Source organism: Streptomyces sp. NPDC085866 (genome assembly GCF_044541035.1).
Taxonomy (GTDB): domain Bacteria; phylum Actinomycetota; class Actinomycetes; order Streptomycetales; family Streptomycetaceae; genus Streptomyces.
Window position 1 is genome coordinate 52,774 of sequence record NZ_JBITSQ010000016.1, and the last position, 18,824, is coordinate 71,597.

The following is an 18,824-nucleotide window of genomic DNA, read 5'->3' on the forward strand; positions in this document are numbered from 1 at the left end:
TTTTGCGGTTGTCTCTCCGGGGTGCGCGGGGCGCCGTAGCCTCCGATCATGACCACACCCGAGCGGTACGACGCCGACATCAGCGACCTCTCCGAGGCGGACCGGGCCATGGCCCTCGACGCCCTGGCCGAGGGCCTTCGTTCACCCGATCCCGTGGTGCGCGACGACGGCGCCTACCTCGCGGCCGTCCGCTGGATACCCGCGCTCCGCTCCGGGGAGCGCGGCCGGCTCGGCGACCGTATGACCCTTCATCTGAAGGACCGGGCCGTGCAGGCACGCAGCTTCGCGCCGCTCGTGCTGGCCCGGATCGTGGAGGCCGGCGACTGGCGGCCGCAGTGGTGGGACGCCTTCGCGGACTGGTACCCCACGGAGACGGATCTGCGCGGTCATGACCCGGACCTGGGCTGGGTGCACGCCGTCGCCCACGGAGCGGACCTCCTGGCGGTTCTCGCCCGGCACCCCGGCCAGCCACCCCAGCCGCTCGCCGAGTTGGCCACGGCCCGATTGCTGACGCCCACGGATCACCTCTTCGACGCGCAGGAGGACGACCGCCTCGCCTACGCGCTCGCGCAGATCCTCGGCCACCCCGCCCTCACCGAGGCCGACTCGGTGCGCTGGCTGGCCCCGGTCGCGGCGGCCTTCCGGACCGGCGAGCCCGGCCCGGTGCCGGCCTGGGCCTCCAACGCCATGCGCACCCTGCGGATGCTCTACGTTCTGGCCGACCGGGGGCTGAGCAGGCGCAACACGGACGAGCCGCCGCGCTCGCCCACCCACCGCGAGGCCGTCCTGGAGGAACTGGCCCGGACCCTCGCGATCGTGGCCCCCTACACGGCCTGAGCGTCAGGGCCGGTTCGCCCTGCCCATGACCCGGGTGAAGGTGGCCGGATCCTCGTCGAAGCCGTGGACTCCGGCGCGGAAGTTCCACCCGCCGGACTCGTCCCGCACGAACTCGGCGATCGTGGCCGCCGTGGCCCCGAGGACCGAGCCGAAGTCGTCCTCGGCGAGCACGGTGTAGCCCTCGCGGACGCGCATGGCCGGATTGAGCACGTTGACGAACGTCCTGGGCCCGGACTGCTGTTGGATGACGACACCGATCACCACGCGCGTGTACCGGCTGTCGAGCCGGTCCAGTTCGAGCGTCATGACCTCGTCCCAGCCGAATCCCTTGCCGTCCGTGCTGTCCCGGTTGAGGAAGATCGTGCCGTCCGGCGAGCGGCTGTCGTAGTGCACCAGATAGGCCGGAGTTCCGTACGGGTCACCGGACACGAAGGTCGCGGCGACGACGTCGAGGTCTGTGGGCGGCTGACCCGCAGGACTGGGGTCCCACTTGAGGGCGACCTCGATCTTGCGGTTTCCCTTGCTGAAGCCGGTCACCGGGCTTCCCCTTCCCCCCTGAAGATCCTTCTTCCCCAACTCCCGTGGAGCCGGGGTTCCTTGTTCATCGTCCCACGCGCGCGGGGGCGTATGCGCGGGCGATCTCCGCCGGAGCGTGACCGACGCCACGCCCGGTGGCCTTACGATGGCGCGGTGCTGGTCAAGTGGATTCGCTGCACCGTGGTGGACCGCCGCGGCTTCGAGCGGGGGCAGCGGAAATGGGCGGGGCTTCTGGGGGAGCCGGGGTTTCGGGGGCAAGGTGGCGGCTGGAGCCGGCAGCGGCCGGGAGTGGCGCACATCTTCGCCTTCTGGGAGAGCCGCGCCTTCTACGACTCCTTCATGGCCCGCTCCCACGACCGCCTGGCGGCCGCCCAGTCCGGCACGTTCAAGGACGCCCAGGTCAAGCTGTTCGAGTACCGCTTCGACGTGAAGACCGGCTTCGAGCCCCGGTTCACCGACTCGGATCTGATCCGTGTGGCCCTCTGCCGGGTGCACGAGGAGCGCGTCGAACACTTCACGCTCATGCAGGAGAAGGTCTGGAACCCCGCGATGGCCGGCTCGCCCGGCATGATCCGGGGCATGTTCGCCGAGGCCCCTGAGCACGAGTTCATGGTCCTGTCCATGTGGCGGTCGGCGGCCGAGCACGGCAAGTACCGCACCGAGCGGGTGGAGCGCCTCGCCCTGCGCGCCCAGACGGAGGCGGACATCGCGGCTCTCTCCGGTGACATCGTGGAGCTGGAACCGTCCTGGACGGTCTGAGTCGGTTGGAAAATCCAACGCATGAATCGCGTGCCGGGAGCGGTTCCATACGCAGGATTCGTGTGACCTACGCCGTATGGGGCCCGTTCGAGTGCTCGACCGTCCCCGGCACGATCTAGGGTTTTGGCATGGCACGACCACGGCGCATCGTCCTTGTCCGGCACGGCGAGTCAACGGGCAATGTTGATGACTCCGTCTACGAGCGGGAGCCCGACCACGCTCTCGCGCTGACCGAACGCGGCTGGCGGCAGGCCGAGGAGACCGGCAAGACGCTCCGGGAACTGTTCGGCCGGGAACGCGTGAGTGTGTACGTCTCCCCGTACCGCCGTACGCTCGAGACCCTGCGCGCCTTCCACCTCGACCCCGACCTCATACGGGTGCGGGAGGAACCCAGGCTGCGCGAGCAGGACTGGGGCAACTGGCAGGACCGCGACGACGTACGCCTGCAGAAGGCGTACCGGGACGCGTACGGCCACTTCTTCTTCCGTTTCCCGCAGGGGGAGTCCGGCGCCGACGTGTACGACCGGGTCGGCGGCTTCCTGGAGAGCCTGTTCCGCAGCTTCGAGGCCCCCGACCATCCGCCGAACGTGCTCCTGGTGACCCACGGACTCGCGATGCGGCTGTTCTGCATGCGCTGGTTCCACTGGACGGTCGCGGAATTCGAGTCGCTGTCCAACCCCGGGAACGCCGAGATGCGGATGCTCGTTCTCGGGGATGATGACAAGTACACCCTCGACCGGCCCTTCGAGCGCTGGCGGGACCCAGTGCCGTACTGGGTCACCGGATAGAGTGGCAGGGCGATGACCGCTGACTCCTCTTCTCTCCGGCGCCTGGAGCGCGCCCTGGCCAGCCTGCGCGGACTTGCGGTGGGGGACGCGCTGGGCTCGCAGTTCTTCGTTCCGGTGAACTACCCCCTGCTCAAGAGCCGTGAGACGCCCGTGGGCCGCTGGCAGTGGACCGACGACACGGAAATGGCCTGCTCGGTGGTGGCCGTCCTGGCCGCCCACCAGCGCCTCGACCAGGACGCACTGGCCCGATCCTTCGCCGAGCACCACGACTTCGACCGCGGCTACGGCCCTGCCGTCAACCGGCTGCTCCGCCTCGTCCGGGAGGGTCAGGACTGGCGTGAGCTGGCCGCGGGCCTCTTCAACGGACAGGGCTCCTGGGGCAACGGCGCCGCGATGCGTATCGCGCCCCTGGGCGCCTGGTACGCGGACGATCCGGAGCAGGCGACCCACCAGGCAGAGATCTCGGCCTATCCCACGCATCAGCACCGTGAGGCCGTGGTCGGCGCGATGGCTGTCGCGGCCGCCGCCTCGCTGGCTGCCTCGCCCGACGGCCCGCCCAGCCCCGAGGCACTCCTCGACGGCGTCATCGCCCTGGTGCCGAAGAGCGCAGTCGGCGCCGGGCTGCGCCGTGCCCGGGACATGCTCGACTACGGCGACGCGGGCACGGTCGCTGCCGTTCTGGGGTGCGGACGCCGTACGAGCGCCCATGACACCGTCCCCTTCGCGCTCTGGTCCGCGGCGCGGTCCCTCGCCGACTTCGAGACGGCGTTCTGGACGACCGCGCAGGTGGGCGGGGACGTGGACACCACCTGCGCGATCGTGGGTGGTGTGCTCGCCTCCGGCAAGGCGGGGGCGCCGCCCGCGGAGTGGGTGGAGCGGACCGAGGTGCTGCCGGACTGGGTGCCCGCAGGTCTCTGAGGCCCGTTCCGACCTCTGGGACTCTCCGTGTCTACCGGGAACTCTGCGTGACTGTCGTCCGTTGTCCCGGTATCCGCCGCCCGCATCGGGCCGGACGAGGGCTCGGCTCGGGCAGGCGGCGGACCATGGTGAGGAGGGTGTGGGCAGTGCCGGTCATCGTTGTGCTGGGGTCAGCCCATTCCCGGACCCGCCGTCCCCGCGAGGGCTTCGAGGTCGCTCCTGCGGACCTTGATCGCCATCCAGGCGGTGAGGAACGCGAGTCCGGCCATCGCCACGGCCGGGACGAAGGCGATCGAGATGCCGTGGGCGAGCACCTCGCTTCCCCAGGGCGCGGGCAGCTGGTGCGTCTTGGCGAACTGCGCCTTCTGTTCCGGTGTGCCCTGCGCGAGGAACTTCGGCAGCTGCTTCTTCGCCTCGTCCGTGCTCGCCGAGCCGAAGACGGTGGTCAGGATGGACAGGCCCAGCGAGCCGCCGACCTGCTGCGTGGCGTTGAGCAGCCCGGAGGCCGCACCCGCCTCGTGCTGGGCGACACCGGAGACCGCCGTGACCGTGACCGTCACGAAGTTCAGGCCCATGCCGAAGCCGAAGACCAGCATCGGGCCCAGGACCCCGCCGACGTAGGAGCTGTCAGGGGTGATGAAGGTCTGCCAGAACAGCCCGATCGCCACGAGCGCCGAGCCGGTCATCATGAACGGCTTGGGGCCGAGCGTGGGCAGGAACCGCTGCGACAGACCCGCGCCGACCGCGATGGCGACCGTCACGGGGAGGAAGGCCAGACCGGCCTCGATCGGGCTGTAGCCGAGCACGTTCTGGACGAACAGCACGATGTAGAAGAACATGCCGAACATCGCCGCTGCCAGGCTCAGCATGACCACGTAGGTGCCCGAGCGGTTGCGGTCGCGGAACATCTTGAGGGGGGTGATCGGTTCCTTCGCCCGCAACTCGGTGAAGACGAAGGCCAGCAGAAGCACCACCGCCGCGCAGAACGAGCCGAGCGTGAGCCCGTCCCGCCAACCGTCCTCCGAGGCGCGGATGAACCCGTACACCAGCGAGGCCATGCCTGCCGTCGACGTAAGCGCTCCCGCGATGTCGAACCGTCCCGGGTGCCGCTGGGACTCGCTGATGTACAGCGGAGCGAGTGCGGCGATCAGCACGCCGATGGGCACGTTGACGAAGAGCACCCACCGCCAGTCGAGCCAGTCGGTCAGCATGCCGCCCGCGAGCAGGCCGATGGCACCGCCGCCCGCCGACACCGCGGCGAACACGCCGAACGCCCGGTTGCGCTCGGGACCTTCGGGGAAGGTGGTGGTGATCAACGCGAGCGACGTGGGCGATGCGATCGCGCCTCCCACACCCTGCAGGGCGCGTGCGGCCAGCAGCTGCCAGGGTTCCTGGGCCAGGCCGCCCAGCAGCGAGGCGAAGGTGAACAGCAGGATGCCGGTCATGAACACCCGGCGCCGGCCGAGGATGTCACCGGCCCGCGCGCCGAGGAGCAGCAGACCGCCGAAGGTGAGCGTGTAGGCGCTGACCACCCAAGTGAGGTCCGTGGTGCTGAACTTGAGCGCGTCCTGAATGTGCGGGAGCGCGATGTTCACAATCGTCGCGTCGAGCACCACCATGAGTTGGCAGGCCGCGATGACGGTGAGCGCTATGCCGGGATGCCCCTCCCGGCGGGCCGCTCCTGGTTTCTGTTCCTGGATGAGCTGAGAGGTTGTCACTATGGGTCCCCCACAAAGGCTTTAGTGAACGCTCGCGTTCACTGTCGCGTCAACGGTAGTGAGTCCCCAACAGTGAACGCAAGCGTTCACTTAATCCTGTGTCGCGCATCGCGTCCCCCTTGCTGCGGCGCGACGCAGCCCCGCCCCGAAACCCCCGCTTCCCCTTGCCTGCTGGAGAAACTCAGATGGTTACCTCGCGCTGGACGGCCGCCCCTGCTCAGGCGGCTTCCCCTCGTCGGCGCGGTGCGGTGCTCGAGCGCGCGATCCTGGACGCCGCTCTGGAGCAGCTCAGTACGGTCGGCTGGAACGGCCTGACGATGGAGGGTGTCGCGGCCGGCGCGCAGACCGGCAAGGCCGCTGTCTATCGTCGCTGGCCCTCCAAGGAGGATCTGGTCGCCGACGCACTCGAGGCCGGACTACCGCGCTTCGAGGGGGTGCCCGACCTCGGCAGTGTGCGCGAGGACCTGCTGGCCTTGTGTCGGCGAGCGCGCGACGCCATGTTCTCGCGCCCCGGTTTCGCGTTGCGTGCAGTGATTCACGAATGCGACCCGGCGCAGGTCGAGCGCTTCCATGGCGTGATCTTCGAAGGTGTGGTCGAGCCGACCATCAAGCTGCTGCGCGAGGTCGTCACCCGGGGGATAGGGCGGGGAGAGGTGCGGTCCGACGCGGCCAACAGCTACGTCTTCGACGCCATCCCGGCAATGATGATGTACCGATCGAAGATGTGCGGAAGCGAATGGAGCGAGCGGGATCTGGAAGAGATGATCGACCAGTTGATGCTTCCGCTGCTGCGGCCGCACGGCGCCTGATTCCGGCTGCCGGCGACCTCCGCGCCGACCGGGGGACCTGGGGTGTCGCACGAGGATCCCGGCGGCGTACGCTAAGGGCGCCATGCCGTACGAACCACCCACTCATACCGTCGAGCGCTCCCTGCGCGCCACGACCGGAGCGAAGATCATTGCCGGTGTCGACGAGGTGGGGCGGGGCGCCTGGGCAGGGCCCGTGACCGTCTGCGCTGCGATCACCGGACTCCGTCGGCCGCCCGAGGGTCTGACCGACTCCAAGCTGCTGACCGTCAAGCGGCGCACGGAACTGGCCGAGATACTGCGGTCGTGGGTGACGGCCTATGCCCTGGGGCATGCTTCCCCCGAGGAGATCGACGACCTGGGGATGACCGCCGCACTGCGGCTCGCCGCCGTCCGTGCCCTGGACGCGCTGCCGGTCCGCCCCGACGCCGTGATCCTCGACGGGAAGCACGACTACCTCGGTGTCCCGTGGAAGGTGCGCACGGTGATCAAGGGCGACCGGTCGTGCGTGGCCGTTGCGGCGGCGTCGGTGATCGCCAAGGTTCAGCGCGACAAAATGATGGCCGAACTGGGTATCGACCATGCAGACTTCGGGTTTGCGGACAACGCCGGGTATCCGTCGCCCGTGCACAAGGCCGCACTGGAGGAACGGGGACCCACCCCGTACCACCGTTTGTCGTGGGCGTATCTTGATTCGCTGCCCCAGTGGCGGCACCTCAAGAAGGTCCGCAGCTGGGCGGACGGAAGCGCTCCGGAAATCGAGGGTCAGCTCGGCTTCGATTTCTGACGGTTCCGCTCGCACTGATGTGCCACCCGGTCGCCCGCGCCGCACCAACGTTTGATAAATATCAGCTCATGCCTCTCATTCCCGAGGAGCCTCAGATTCACGAGAGTGCCCAGGGTCCCCGCGCCACGCCCGCCAGCGGCCGTACCGCGCCGACCCCCCGCCCCGTACCCGGCCCCCGCCCCGCGGCTCCGTCGCGCCCCGGTCGTCCCGGCCCTCTGCGGCCCACGCCGCCGGTGCAGCGGACGCAGCGTGACGTGGCTCCGGCCAAGCCAGGCCCGTCGGGCCCGGCCGCTCCCGCCGCCCCGGCGGCTACCCCGCAGATCCAGCTGATCCCGGCCTCGGCAGAGGGTGCGCTCGACGCAGCCGACGAGGCGGTGGACCTGCTCCTGGACTCGGGCCGTGCCCCCGCGGACGTGCTGGTGATCACCACCGGTTCCCAGCACCCGTGGGCCGAGCACGAACTGTCCTTCGGTGAAGCCTCCTACTGGGCGCAGCACGACGCCGGTGATGACGTGTTCTACACGGACGCCGCCATCGCCTCCCGTGCCGCGTCACGCCCCGTGGTCGTCGTGGCCGTCAACGGCGGTTCCGCCGCTGCCGCCACCGCCCTTCCGCTGGCCCACTCCCGGGCCGGTGCGCTGCTGATCGTCTGCGGTGACCCGCAGCAGATCAACTCGGTGCTGGGCTCCGGCGTCTGAGTCCCGCCCGGCACCTCGGGGTGCCGGGGCGACGAAGGCAGCCCCGAGGGGATCCGCACGGTGCTGCTTTCGGCATGCCCGGATGACTGGCGGTGGCCGTTCCTCCTCCGGGGACGGCCGCCTGTCGGAGCGTCCGGGCGGCCGTGTGGCGGCTGTGTGTCCGGGTGCCGGGCGGACCGCGCGGCCGGACCCGGAGCCGAGCTTTCAGCGAGCAGCCGCGCGGCGCAGCACCTCGGAGACCGGGCCGCCGGTGCGAGGTGCCAGGGCCGGGACTTCCGACATGGCGAAGGGCTCCGGCTGCGAGTGGGTACTGGGCCGGCGTCCGCCACGCCCCTCACCGAGCACCTGCCAGCCGTCACCGGTCAGCGTGATGTACGCCCCGCAGCGCAGCCCGTGCAGTGTGCAGGCGTCGCGCAGCCCCCACATCCAGGCGCCGTCCTCCTCGGTCCAACGCGCGTCGCCCTCGCGGCAGTAGAGCAGCACGGCGGTGCGCACCGGGGTGCGGCGGCGCAGGTCGTGCGGAATGACCCGGCGCAGCTGGGCCAGCAGCGCGTTGCGGAACATCCAGCCGTCGGCCGGCGCCGGACGGCGCAGGAACGAGGCGCTGGCGCACAGCCGTTCGTCGGGATCCAGCACGGCCACGATCGCCATGGACGGCTTGGGGCGATGGCGGGCGTGCAGCCCGCTGACGACCTCACGGGGACTGCGCAGCAGGGGGATTCCGGCGGCTGCCCACTCCGCGGGCTCGAGCAGGCGGCTGGCGGAAGCGGCGGACGCGGACGTCGACAACGAGGCCGCCGAGGACGAGGCGAATCCGAAGGTCACGTTCCTCCCTTCGGCTACGCGCCCACACTACGGGCGAGGTCGGATTCGGGGGACCGCGCACCGCAGCAAAGCCCAGCCGGTTCACGGACGAGCCGTGCGGGGAGCGGACTTCAATTCTTCCTGTCGAACTTGGATGCGGCAACGAGCAATTGGGGCCACCGACTGTTATCTGGTGGTGCGTGACTTATATCCCTACCCACGAGTGCTCCTGATGACCCCCGTGGCGTTCGATCACGGCACGTGGTGCGTCGGTCCGGGTAGCGACGCACCACGGCTGGTCAGCCCTGGACGGCCAGCACCAGGGGCAACACCCCGTCGGCTCCGGCCCTTCTGAGCAGTCGTGCCCCGACCGCGAGGGTCCAACCGGTCTCCGTGAAGTCGTCCACCAGCAGGACCGGACCACGGGCCTCGGCGAGCGCGGAGGCGAGGGCGGGAGGCACGGTCAGCGAGCCGTCGAGGGCCTTCAGACGCTGGGCACTGTTACTGCGTGAGACCCGCGACGCGTCACCGGCGTACTCCACGGAGCCCAGCAGGGGCAGCCGGCCGATCTCGGCGATACGGGCGCCCAGGGAGTGGATCAGTGTCGGACGGGTGCGGGAGGCGACGGTGACCACGCCGACCGGCCGGGGCTGCGCGCCGGCCGCCCCGGAGGCCCAGCCGCCGGGGCCTTTCGCCCAGTCCGCCAGCACCTCCACCACGGCTCGCGCCACGTCGTCCGGCACGGGCGCGTCCGGGGCCTGGGGTGCCAGCAGGGGGCGCAGCCGGTTGCCCCAGCCGATGTCCGACAACCGACCCAGAGCCCGCCCGGACGAGGCCTGTTCACCGACCGGAATACGCCCCTTGAGGTCGATGCCGATCGCCGGGAGCCCGGTCGGCCACATGCGGCGGGGCTCCACCTCGACCCCGGCACGGTCCAGGTCGACACGTGCGGCGTCCAGGGCCGACGTGGACGTGTCGGCGGTGAAGCGCGGCCCCGCGCAGTTGTCGCACCGGCCGCAGGGCTTGGCGCCCTCGTCGTCGAGCTGGCGCTGGAGGTACTCCATCCGGCAGTCCGTGGTGGAGGCGTACTCGCGCATCGCCTGCTGTTCTGTCTTGCGCTGCCGTGCCACCCAGTCGTAACGCTCGGCGTCGTACGACCACGGCTGGCCGGTCGCGGTCCAGCCGCCCTTGACGCGGTTCACCGCTCCGTCCACGTCGAGGACCTTCAGCATCGTCTCCAGCCGGGAACGACGCAGTTCCACCAGGGGTTCGAGCGCCGGCAGCGACAGGGGGCCGTCCGCCCGGGCGAGGACGTCCAGAGTGCGGCGCACCAGATCCTCGGAGGGGAAGGCGAGCGACGCGAAGTACTCCCAGATCGCCTCGTCCTCCCTGCCCGGCAGCAGCAGCACCTCGGCGTGCTCGACGCCACGGCCCGCGCGGCCGACCTGCTGGTAGTAGGCGATGGGGGAGGACGGCGAGCCCAGGTGCACGACGAATCCGAGGTCCGGCTTGTCGAAGCCCATGCCTAGCGCGGAGGTGGCGACCAGCGCCTTGACCCGGTTGGCGAGCAGGTCGTCCTCGGCCTGCTGCCGGTCGGCGTTCTCCGTCCGGCCCGTGTAGGAGGTGACGGCGTGCCCGCGCTGCCGCAGGAAGGCGGTGACCTCCTCGGCTGCGGCCACGGTGAGCGTGTAGATGATGCCGGAGCCCGGCAGGTCGTCGAGGTGGTCGGCGAGCCAGGCCATCCGGTGCGCGGCATCGGGCAACCGCAGCACGCCGAGGCTCAGGCTCTCCCGGTCCAGCGGCCCGCGCAGCACCAGGGCGTCCGATGAGCCGCCGGTGCCGAGCTGCTCGGCGACGTCGGCGGTCACGCGCGCGTTGGCCGTGGCGGTGGTGGCCAGTACCGGGACACCTGGCGGAAGCTCACTGAGCATGGTGCGCAGTCGGCGGTAGTCCGGGCGGAAGTCGTGGCCCCAGTCGGAGATGCAGTGGGCCTCGTCCACGACGAGCAGTCCGGTCGCCGCGGAGAGCTTGGGCAGGACCTGGTCGCGGAAGTCGGGGTTGTTCAGCCGCTCCGGGCTGACGAGCAGCACGTCGACCTCGCCGGCCTCGATCTCGGTCTGCACGGCCTCCCACTCCTCGGTGTTGGAGGAGTTGATGGTCCGGGCGTGGATGCCGGCTCGGGCCGCGGCCTCCACCTGGTTGCGCATGAGCGCGAGCAGTGGAGAGACGATCACCGTGGGTCCGCCGCCTCTGGCCCGCAGCAGCGAGGTCGCCACGAAGTACACCGCGGACTTGCCCCAGCCCGTGCGCTGCACGACCAGGGCCCGGCGCCGGTCGGCGACCAGCGCCTCGATGGCCCGCCACTGATCCTCGCGCAGCCGGGCCGTGCCCGTGGTGTCCCCGACGAGCCGGGCGAGGACGGCGTCGGCCTGTGCCCGGAGGTCCGCGTTGCTCGTGTGCTCCATGCGTCCCATACAACAGGACGCGACTGACAATCGGGCGGGCGCCGGCCGCGAGCGGACGACCGTGGCTGTCCGGCTGTGGACGGAGCGCCCGCGGTCGGCGCCTGCCTTGTCGTGTCCCTGATTCGAGTTATCCACAGGCCCAACCGGAATCTCGTGGTCCGCGAGATCGTCTGCGCATGACGAACCACAGCGAAACGACCGGGCCCTTCGAAAACGGCGACATCGTCGGACGAGAGCCGCTGACCGAGCAGTCCGCGCACGACACCCAGGTCACTCTGCGCACCCCGGGCGAGCTGGCCGACGCACTGCCCTACCTGCTCGGCTACCGCCCCGAGGACAGCATCGTGCTGGTCGCCCTGCACGACCGGGAAGGCCGCGGCAGGTTCGGCGGCCGGGCCCGGCTGGGCATCCCCGCAAGCACCGAGGACTGGGAGGAGGCCGTGCAGCAGCTGGTACGGGGGCTGGTGACCAGCAGCGAGCGACGCGGCAGGCGGCCCGAGCAGATGGTCGCCTACGTCTGCCAGGAACCGGGCCAGGGCGAGACCGGCCGGGACGTGATGCTCCGGCTCGAGCCGCTGATCGCCCAGATGCGCACCGAATGCGGCGACCTCGACGCGCCCGTGGTCGAGGCCTTGTGCATCTCGGACGGCCGCTTCTGGTCCTACAGCTGCGCGGTAGAGGGATGCTGTCCTGACGACGGAACGCCGATGGGCCTGCCCGGTACCTCGGTGCTGGCCGCCGCAGCCACCTACGCGGGGATCCAGGTGCGCGGCACGCTCCGCGAGCTGCGGGCCAGGCTGCTGCCCTGGGAGACCAGCGTCGCCCTGGAGCAGGAGGTCGCCCTGGACGCGGCCGGGATGTCCCTGGTACCCCGCATCCTGGACGACGCGGCCCGGCAGAGCGTGGCGGAGGAAACCCTCGATCTCGCCGAGCTGATCATTCACAGGTTCGCCGCGGCAGCGCCGGTGTCCGGCACGCACCCGGCCGACCTCCGCGACGACGAACTGCTCAGCCACGACGAGGCGGCGACGCTGATCCTCGGGCTCCAGGACCGCACGACCCGCGACCGGGCGGCCGCGTGGATGGAGGGCGACGAGGCCGGTCCGGCTCTGCGGCTCTGGCGCGCACTGTCCCGCCGGTGCGTCGGGCCGTACGGCGAGCACGCCGCCGGCCCGCTCACCCTGGCGGGCTGGGTCGCCTGGTCCACCGGCGACGAGCTCGAGGCCCGGGAAGCCCTCGCGATGGCACTGGGCGCGGACCCCGACTACCTCTTCGCCCGCCTCCTCCACCGGGCCTGCAACGAAGGACTCGACCCCGAGTCGGTCCGCCGCTGCCTGCGTGTGGAACGCGCGGGGCGTGCCCGGACGGACACCGTGGAGACAGATTCGGCACGGGAAGCGACCCCGGGCGCGCCTTCGGGAACGGTCGTCGCAGGCCCTGGAGCAGCCGCCCGGACGGACGGTCCCCACGGCGAGCGCGCCTCGCGGACCGGCGGTCCTCGGCGCCGTCGCCGAACGCGGGCCGCGGAAGGCGGCGACCGCAGTCCTCGTCCGGCGCGGGTGCAGGACGCACGGCGGCGGTCGCCCGGCTCCCACGCCGGATCGCCGGCCGATGGACCTTCGCGTCCGGGCAGCACGAAGCCGGGCGGCATGCGCGCGCGTTCCGGTGAGGGCCCGAGCCGCGACACCGCGGCGGCGGGCGGTCAGCGGGAGACCGAAGGGGACGGATGAGTGCCGAGACACAGCGGCAGGGGGTGAGTCCCTTCAGCCGCACGGGCGCCTTGCCGGGCTCCTGCCCGCCACGCCGCCATTCGGTCGGCTTGCCCGATCCGAGGCGTGACCAGGAGGAGTCCCTCTCCGTTCACCTGAGTGGCGGAGCGCCGGCACGGGCCGTACCGCCGCCGTACGACCCCTGTCCCTCCGGACGCGCTACCCCGCGCACAGCGTGTCCGAGGCGCACCGAGTGCAGAAGAAGCCACCGCATGCATCAGCAGCAGACTCGGCTCTCCGCCGCCGACGAGAGCCACCCGCCCGAGGTCGGGCACATGCCCTTCCCACAGCCCGGTACCGGGATCACTGCACCGAAAATCGACGGTGCCCCCAGGCCGCCGTCGCCCCCGGGCATGTCTCCGATCCCCCCAGCCGTCGACGGCCGGCCCCGAGGCTCAGCCCAGCACACGAGTCGGCCGCGCCTCCCCACCGGCGCACCGGCTCCCGGCGCTTCCCCGCGCACGCCGTACCCGAGGCCCCGGCCGGCCCCCGACCTGCCGCCCACGCACACCGCCCTGATCTGCGTCGCCCTGCCGGGCCTCGCCATCTCCGGCGAACAGGGACAGCTGGCCGGCCAAGGACTGGAGGGGTTCTACCGGGGCGGTCGGCGCCTGCTCTCGCGGTGCCAGGTCCGCATCGCCGGGCGGGAACCGCTCGCGGTGCAGGCCAGGATGACCGGGGCGGACCGGGCTCGCTTCGTCGGGACGCTGCGTGTCTCCCCGGGGACGGGTCCGGATCCCGATGTCGTCGTCGAGCGGACCCGTAGCGCCGACGGAACCGAGCGCATCACACTCCAGAACGCCTCCCCACGCCCCCTCCGCCTCCCGCTCGAGGTCGCCCTCGGCACGGACCTGGCGGACCTCGGCGCCATCGCCTGCGGCAGGACAGGCCCCGAACTCCCGGCCAGCGTCCATGACTCGGGCCTGCGCTGGTCCTCGGCCGGTGGCGGCGCCAGTGTCACCGCGCACCCCGCACCCGCCGACGCACTGGCCTCCGCCGGACTGCTGTGCTGGGAGCTGGAACTGCCTCCGGGTGGAACGGCGAGCGTGGAACTACGCGTACGCCCGGACGGCGCCGGACCACTGCGCGCCGTGGGCCAGGCCGCGACGAGCCCCTTCGCGCCCGCCCGGGCGGCAGGCGACGACCCGCGAGTGGCCACCCTCCTCCAGGCCGCTGTCGACGACCTCCAGGCCCTGCTGCTGCGCGATCCCGCGCACCCCGCCGACACCTACCTCGCGGCGGGCGCGCCCTGGCGCTGCGGCATGGCCCCGGCCGAGGCGCTCGCCGCGGCCCGGATGGCGCTGCCCCTCGGCACCCGGCTCGCCGCGGGCACGCTGCGCACCCTCGCCCGCACCCAGCTTCCGGGCCCAGGCCCACAGGCCGGTCTGATCCCCGGTCCGCGACGCGACGCCGGGGCTCTCCTCCCGCCGGCGTGCACAGGCACCGAGGCCACGCTTCTCTTCCCCGTCCTGCTCGCCGAGGCCCGCCGCTGGGGGCTCCCCGAGCAGGAGACGCAGGAACTGATGCCCGCCGCCGAGCGCTGCCTGGCCTGGCTGCGGACCGCCGTCGGTGACGGCACCTACCTCCCCGACCCTCAGCCGGGAGGCCCGGTCCGCTGCGAGACGCAGGCCCACGCTCACCGGGCCGCTGTCCTCGGCGCCGATCTCCTCGACGCGTACGGCAGGCCGGGGGGCTCGGAGTCAAGACAGTGGGCCCAGGCCGTCCGGAACGCGTTCCGCACGGATTTCTGGGTGGAGGACCGAGGCGGCGGGCGCCCGGCCGCGGCCCTGGCGCCGGACGGCAGGCCCGTTCCGCATCTCGGCTCAGCTGCCGTGCACCTCCTCGACACCGGTCTGCTCGGCGCCGGCCGACTTGCCCCCGGCCTGCTCGACAAGGTGCAGACCGAACAGCTCGCCCGGCTGCTCGGTGGCCCCGCGATGGACGCGGGCTGGGGACTGCGCGGTCTCGGGACCAAGGAGGCCGGACACAATCCGTTCGGCCACCGGACCGGAGCCGTGCGGGTCCACGAGACCGCGCTCGCCGTCGCCGGACTGGCTGCCGCCGGTTTCGAGAAGGAGTCGAGCGGACTGCTGAGGGGGCTGCTGGAGGCAGCGGAGCACTTCGGCCACCGGCTGCCGGAGATGTTCGCGGGGGAGCGGCGCTCTGCCGGTAGCGCTCCTCTCCCGCACCCGGCGGCCTGCCGCCCGGCGGCCACCGCCGCCGCCTCCGCGGTCCTGCTCCTCACCACGCTCGCGGGCATCCGGCCCGACGCCCCGGCCCGCACCGTCACCCTGCGCCCGGTGCAGAGCGCACCCCTCGGCGAGATCGGTCTGACGGGGCTGCGCGTCGCGGGCGCTCCCTTCGCCGTGCGGGTCAGCCGACTGGGACTCGCCATGGTCGAGGAGGCGGCGGACGGTCTGCAATTGGGAGTGTGACCTCGTACGACGCGACCGGCACGACGGACGCGAGCCCACCCCGCGACCCATACCGGAACGAAGCGGACCGCCGCCTGCGCGGTAGACGAAGGGAGTGTTTATCGTCAGGCAGACGACTATGATCGCCGCATGCCCTACGACCCGTCAGCCTTTCCGCCCTTCGCCGTCACCGTGGACCTGGTCGTGCTGACCGTGCGCCGCCATGCCCTGTGCGCGTTGGCGGTACGCAGGGGCGAGCCGCCGTTCCAGGGGCGCTGGGCGCTGCCCGGCGGCTTCGTACGGGCCGACGAGGACCTGTCCCAGGCGGCGGCGCGCGAGCTGGCCGAGGAGACCGGGTTGCGCGCCCATGATCCCTCGGTGCCGGCCCAGGACAACGGCGCACACCTGGAACAGCTCGCGACCTACGGCGACCCCAAGCGGGACCCCCGGATGCGGGTCGTCAGCGTCGCGCACCTCGCCCTCGCCCCGGACCTGCCCGCGCCCCGGGCCGGCGGCGACGCGAGCAACGCACGCTGGGCGCCGGTCGAGGAACTGCTCCAGCAGGGCGGCTACGGTCGCGACGGCGAACCGGTGGCGCCGCTCGCCTTCGACCACGCCCAGATCCTCGCCGACGGAGTCGAGCGGGCCCGTTCCAAGATCGAGTACTCCTCGCTGGCCACCGCCTTCTGTCCGTCCGAGTTCACCGTCGGCGAGCTGCGCCGGGTCTACGAGGCGGTGTGGGGCGTGGCCCTCGACCCGCGCAACTTCCACCGCAAGGTCACCGGAACGCCGGGATTCCTGGTTCCGACGGGCGGTACGACCACCCGTCAGGGCGGGCGGCCGGCCCAGCTCTTCCGGGCCGGCGGTGCGACCCTGCTCAACCCTCCGATGCTCCGTCCCGAGGTCTGATCCATCGAACGGCGGACAAAAGTCCCCTCCCGCTTGCGCGCCACCGAAGAACAGATCAGGTGATACCCGAAAAACCGGACACTCCGCGCTATCTTGCTGCAGGTGATCCAGGCTTTCGGACTGACCAGCAACCCTCGCAAGGGTCACCCGCCTGCCGTCGACGACGTCTCCTTCGAGGCGCCCGCCGGCCGTGTCACCGTGCTCCTCGGGGCGGAGGGTGCGGGCAAGACGACCGCGCTCAGACTGATGCTCGAACTCCAGCAGGGCCGCGGCATCACCTACTTCAGGGGTTGGCCTCTGCATCAGATCGCCCACCCGGCACGGGAAGTCGGCGTGCTCCTCGGCGACGTGCCCGGTCATCCGTCCCGCTCGGTCCGCGGGCATCTGCGCATGCTGTGCGCGGCGGCGGGAGTTCCCGCCCGGCGCGCCGACGAGGTCCTCGAGGTCGTGGGCCTCGTCAGCCTTCGCGAGGAACGCCTCGGCACCCTGTCGCGGGGTATGGACCGCAGGCTCGGACTGGCCTGCGCCCTCCTGCCCGACCCGCACACGCTCGTACTGGACGACCCCGCCGACGGCCTCTCCGCCCGCGAGGCGCGCTGGCTGCACGGCATGCTGCGCGCACACGCGACCCAGGGCGGCACGGTGCTGTTCACGACTGCCGACTCCAAGGAGGCCGCACGCGAGGCCGACCGGGTCGTCACCCTCGAAGACGGCAGGGTCGTCGCCGATCTGGAGGCCAAGGATTTCGCCCGCACCCGGCTGCGTCCGCGCGTGGCCGTCCGCAGCCCTCACGCCGCCCGCCTCGCGGCCCTGCTCACCAAGGAGGCCCGAACCGACCAACGGTCCGTCGAGGTCGTGCGGGAAGGGGGCAACCGTCTCTCCGTGTACGGCAGTACAACCGCCGACATCGGTGAGACCGCCTTCCGGCACGGCATTCTCGTCCACCAACTCGCCGACGAGGTAGGGGACATGGGGTCGAGTGCGGAAGTGGGAGGCGGGGGCGAGGTGAGGGCGGCCGATGAGGAGGTGGCGGCCGGGCCGGAACAGGCAGAGACGGACCACTCGCCGGAGGAACCGGTGCAAGCCGCGTCCGGCTCATCGCCAAAGGTGTGGGCCGCTCCAGCTGCGCAGGCAGCGTCCGGTGTCACGTCCGGGGACCACGAGCGGGCGGTGCCCAGCGTCTCGGCGTCGGAGCGGGAGCCGGAGCCGGAGCAGGGCGTCGGCGACGAGTGGCCGCCCTGCGGGGGCGTACATGGCCGCGGCTCCCTGTCGAGCCGCACGAGGATCGCCGACGGCACCCCGGCCGAGAGGACGTCGCAGGCCGACACCGTCTCCGGAACCGGACGTACGCCCCTCGACGCTGCTCCTGGAGCCGACCGGACGTCCACGAGCGTGGCCTCCGCCGCCGCGGCCGGAGTGGTCGGCGGTGCCGAGGCGGCCGCTCCAGCCGGTGCGCCTGCGATCGCCGCCGACATCCGCCTCGCGGCCGCACTCGAGGTCGATTCCCCGGAGGCCTCCGCGGAGCCGGAAGCAGAAGCCGACACCGCGAGCACCACCACGGTCGGCAAGCCGGCGGTCGGCACGACCGTCCCCGGCGCCCGGAATCCGGACGCCCGGAGACCCGGCAGCCCCCAGCCCCGGACCGGGCAGGCCGGGCAACCGGCACGCTCGCGCGCCGACGCCGCCCCCGCCCTCGACGCCGTGTCCTGCCTCCCACCCTCCATCTCGGTCCGCCCCGCCCGCAGCCCGCTGCGTCCCCTGCGCTACGAACTCCGGCGTGCCACCGGAATCGGCACCGGATTCCTCACCTGCGGAGTCGTCCTGGTGGTGTCCGCGCTCACCGCCGTACTCCTGGCGAGGCTCGGCCACACCCCGCAGGCAAGGCTCTTCGCGGCGTGGCCGCGGGAGCTTCCCCTGCCGCCCACGGCGCTCGCGGCGGGGCTGCTCGGTGCGCTGGCCTTCGGAGACGAGTTCCGCCACCCCGCGCTGGCGGCGGACCGCGGGACCGTCCCCCGTCGGCTGGGGCTGCTCACCGCGAAACTCCTCGTCTCCGGAGCCACCGCCCTGATGCTGGCCTTCCTCACCGTGGGCTGCGACGCCGAGGCGATCTATCTCGTCTACGGACGGGAGCTCACACGAGTGCCCTCGGACTGGCTCTCACTCGGTGCGAGTTGGCTCGGGCTGGTCGTCGGCTGCGCGTGGGCCGGTGTCCTGGCGTCCGGCGTCTTCCGGTCCACGACGGCGGGCCTCGCCGCCGTCCTCGCTGTACCCGTCCTGGTCGTGCCCGCCGTGCACCAGGCGCTACAGGGTCCCGCCATGGGGACGGCGGCCGGCTTCCCGGCGCGGATGCGGGAGGTCCTCCTGTTGCAGTGGCCCTTCGGAGGGGACCGGTATCTGCTCGCCATGGCCCGGGTCGTCGCCCAACCCGTGGGTGGCGCAATGACGTTGTCGCTGGCGGCGTTGCTGTGTGCGTATCTGGTCACGACGCTTCGCGCCAGGGTCCGATGACGACTGTCCGTACGCTTGCGGTCCTGCTGTGCGCACAACTCCCCGGAGAAAGCCCGTTTCTTTCCGATAAGGCGTCAATTGCGACGGGGTGAGCGATCACCCTTTCG

Annotated in this window: 15 protein-coding genes; 11 read left to right on the forward strand and 4 right to left on the reverse strand. The window is 71.9% G+C overall.

Annotation, left to right across the window (positions count from 1 at the left end; all coding sequences use genetic code 11):
- Window positions 1-48: 48 nt before the first annotated feature.
- On the forward strand, window positions 49-837 hold the full coding sequence (locus tag ACIF83_RS34460; protein ID WP_399732822.1) for a DUF2785 domain-containing protein: 789 nt from the start codon (window positions 49-51) through the stop codon (window positions 835-837).
- Window positions 838-840: 3 nt separating this feature from the next.
- Here the strand turns inward: ACIF83_RS34460 and ACIF83_RS34465 are convergent, their stop codons facing one another.
- Complete coding sequence (locus ACIF83_RS34465) at window positions 841-1,413, reverse strand: TerD family protein (RefSeq protein WP_399732825.1); 573 nt, start codon at window positions 1,411-1,413, stop codon at window positions 841-843.
- 114 nt (window positions 1,414-1,527) lie between these two features.
- On the opposite strand from ACIF83_RS34465, the gene ACIF83_RS34470 reads away from it, so the two are divergent.
- From ACIF83_RS34470 to ACIF83_RS34480, 3 genes are all read left to right on the forward strand, one after another.
- Complete coding sequence (locus ACIF83_RS34470) at window positions 1,528-2,133, forward strand: YdbC family protein (protein ID WP_393480968.1); 606 nt, start codon at window positions 1,528-1,530, stop codon at window positions 2,131-2,133.
- Between the two features lie 128 nt (window positions 2,134-2,261).
- Entirely contained in the window at window positions 2,262-2,921 is a 660-nt protein-coding gene (locus ACIF83_RS34475; RefSeq protein WP_399732828.1) for a histidine phosphatase family protein, read from the forward strand.
- A gap of 12 nt (window positions 2,922-2,933) precedes the next feature.
- Complete coding sequence (locus tag ACIF83_RS34480) at window positions 2,934-3,839, forward strand: ADP-ribosylglycohydrolase family protein (RefSeq protein WP_399732831.1); 906 nt, start codon at window positions 2,934-2,936, stop codon at window positions 3,837-3,839.
- 170 nt (window positions 3,840-4,009) lie between these two features.
- Here the strand turns inward: ACIF83_RS34480 and ACIF83_RS34485 are convergent, their stop codons facing one another.
- Window positions 4,010-5,557, reverse strand: a complete 1,548-nt coding sequence (locus ACIF83_RS34485; protein WP_399732834.1) for an MFS transporter — start codon at window positions 5,555-5,557, stop codon at window positions 4,010-4,012.
- 185 nt (window positions 5,558-5,742) lie between these two features.
- Between ACIF83_RS34485 and ACIF83_RS34490 the strand changes: the two genes are divergently transcribed.
- From ACIF83_RS34490 to ACIF83_RS34500, 3 genes are all read left to right on the forward strand, one after another.
- Entirely contained in the window at window positions 5,743-6,366 is a 624-nt protein-coding gene (locus ACIF83_RS34490) for a TetR/AcrR family transcriptional regulator (RefSeq protein WP_393480977.1), read from the forward strand.
- An 82-nt stretch (window positions 6,367-6,448) separates the two neighbouring features.
- A complete protein-coding gene (locus tag ACIF83_RS34495; RefSeq protein ID WP_393480979.1) occupies window positions 6,449-7,150 on the forward strand; it encodes a ribonuclease HII in 702 nt (233 codons plus the stop codon).
- A gap of 68 nt (window positions 7,151-7,218) precedes the next feature.
- Window positions 7,219-7,848, forward strand: coding sequence for a hypothetical protein (locus ACIF83_RS34500; RefSeq protein WP_399732837.1), 630 nt, complete (start codon window positions 7,219-7,221; stop codon window positions 7,846-7,848).
- 204 nt (window positions 7,849-8,052) lie between these two features.
- On the opposite strand, the gene ACIF83_RS34505 is transcribed toward ACIF83_RS34500, so the two are convergent.
- Both ACIF83_RS34505 and ACIF83_RS34510 read right to left on the reverse strand, forming a co-directional pair.
- Window positions 8,053-8,673 carry a hypothetical protein gene (locus tag ACIF83_RS34505; protein WP_393480983.1) on the reverse strand — a complete coding sequence of 207 codons (621 nt, stop codon included), beginning with the start codon at window positions 8,671-8,673 and terminating at the stop codon, window positions 8,053-8,055.
- Window positions 8,674-8,951: 278 nt separating this feature from the next.
- The gene (locus ACIF83_RS34510; RefSeq protein WP_398141286.1) at window positions 8,952-11,117 is read right to left on the reverse strand and encodes a RecQ family ATP-dependent DNA helicase; all 2,166 of its coding nucleotides are present in this window, start codon (window positions 11,115-11,117) and stop codon (window positions 8,952-8,954) included.
- Window positions 11,118-11,293: 176 nt separating this feature from the next.
- Between ACIF83_RS34510 and ACIF83_RS34515 the strand changes: the two genes are divergently transcribed.
- The 4 genes from ACIF83_RS34515 (at window position 11,294) to ACIF83_RS34530 (ending at window position 18,717) form a co-directional block, all read left to right on the forward strand.
- Window positions 11,294-12,847, forward strand: a complete 1,554-nt coding sequence (locus ACIF83_RS34515; protein ID WP_399732842.1) for a DUF4192 domain-containing protein — start codon at window positions 11,294-11,296, stop codon at window positions 12,845-12,847.
- 392 nt (window positions 12,848-13,239) lie between these two features.
- Complete coding sequence (locus ACIF83_RS34520; protein WP_399732845.1) at window positions 13,240-15,321, forward strand: glycogen debranching N-terminal domain-containing protein; 2,082 nt, start codon at window positions 13,240-13,242, stop codon at window positions 15,319-15,321.
- Between the two features lie 129 nt (window positions 15,322-15,450).
- Window positions 15,451-16,209, forward strand: a complete 759-nt coding sequence (locus ACIF83_RS34525) for an NUDIX domain-containing protein (protein WP_393480992.1) — start codon at window positions 15,451-15,453, stop codon at window positions 16,207-16,209.
- Between the two features lie 102 nt (window positions 16,210-16,311).
- Complete coding sequence (locus ACIF83_RS34530) at window positions 16,312-18,717, forward strand: ATP-binding cassette domain-containing protein (protein ID WP_399732850.1); 2,406 nt, start codon at window positions 16,312-16,314, stop codon at window positions 18,715-18,717.
- The last annotated feature ends 107 nt before the right edge of the window (window positions 18,718-18,824 follow it).

Excerpts from the sequence above, each read along its gene's own strand:
- ACIF83_RS34500 (WP_399732837.1), top strand. The coding sequence starts at position 7,219 with ATGCCTCTCATTCCCGAGGAGCCTCAGATTCACGAGAGTGCCCAGGGT.
- ACIF83_RS34515 (WP_399732842.1), top strand. The coding sequence starts at position 11,294 with ATGACGAACCACAGCGAAACGACCGGGCCCTTCGAAAACGGCGACATC.
- ACIF83_RS34495 (WP_393480979.1), top strand. The coding sequence starts at position 6,449 with ATGCCGTACGAACCACCCACTCATACCGTCGAGCGCTCCCTGCGCGCC.
- ACIF83_RS34460 (WP_399732822.1), top strand. The coding sequence starts at position 49 with ATGACCACACCCGAGCGGTACGACGCCGACATCAGCGACCTCTCCGAG.
- ACIF83_RS34520 (WP_399732845.1), top strand. The coding sequence starts at position 13,240 with ATGTCTCCGATCCCCCCAGCCGTCGACGGCCGGCCCCGAGGCTCAGCC.
- ACIF83_RS34475 (WP_399732828.1), top strand. The coding sequence starts at position 2,262 with ATGGCACGACCACGGCGCATCGTCCTTGTCCGGCACGGCGAGTCAACG.
- ACIF83_RS34490 (WP_393480977.1), top strand. The coding sequence starts at position 5,743 with ATGGTTACCTCGCGCTGGACGGCCGCCCCTGCTCAGGCGGCTTCCCCT.
- ACIF83_RS34480 (WP_399732831.1), top strand. The coding sequence starts at position 2,934 with ATGACCGCTGACTCCTCTTCTCTCCGGCGCCTGGAGCGCGCCCTGGCC.
- ACIF83_RS34510 (WP_398141286.1), bottom strand. The coding sequence starts at position 11,117 with ATGGAGCACACGAGCAACGCGGACCTCCGGGCACAGGCCGACGCCGTC.
- ACIF83_RS34525 (WP_393480992.1), top strand. The coding sequence starts at position 15,451 with ATGCCCTACGACCCGTCAGCCTTTCCGCCCTTCGCCGTCACCGTGGAC.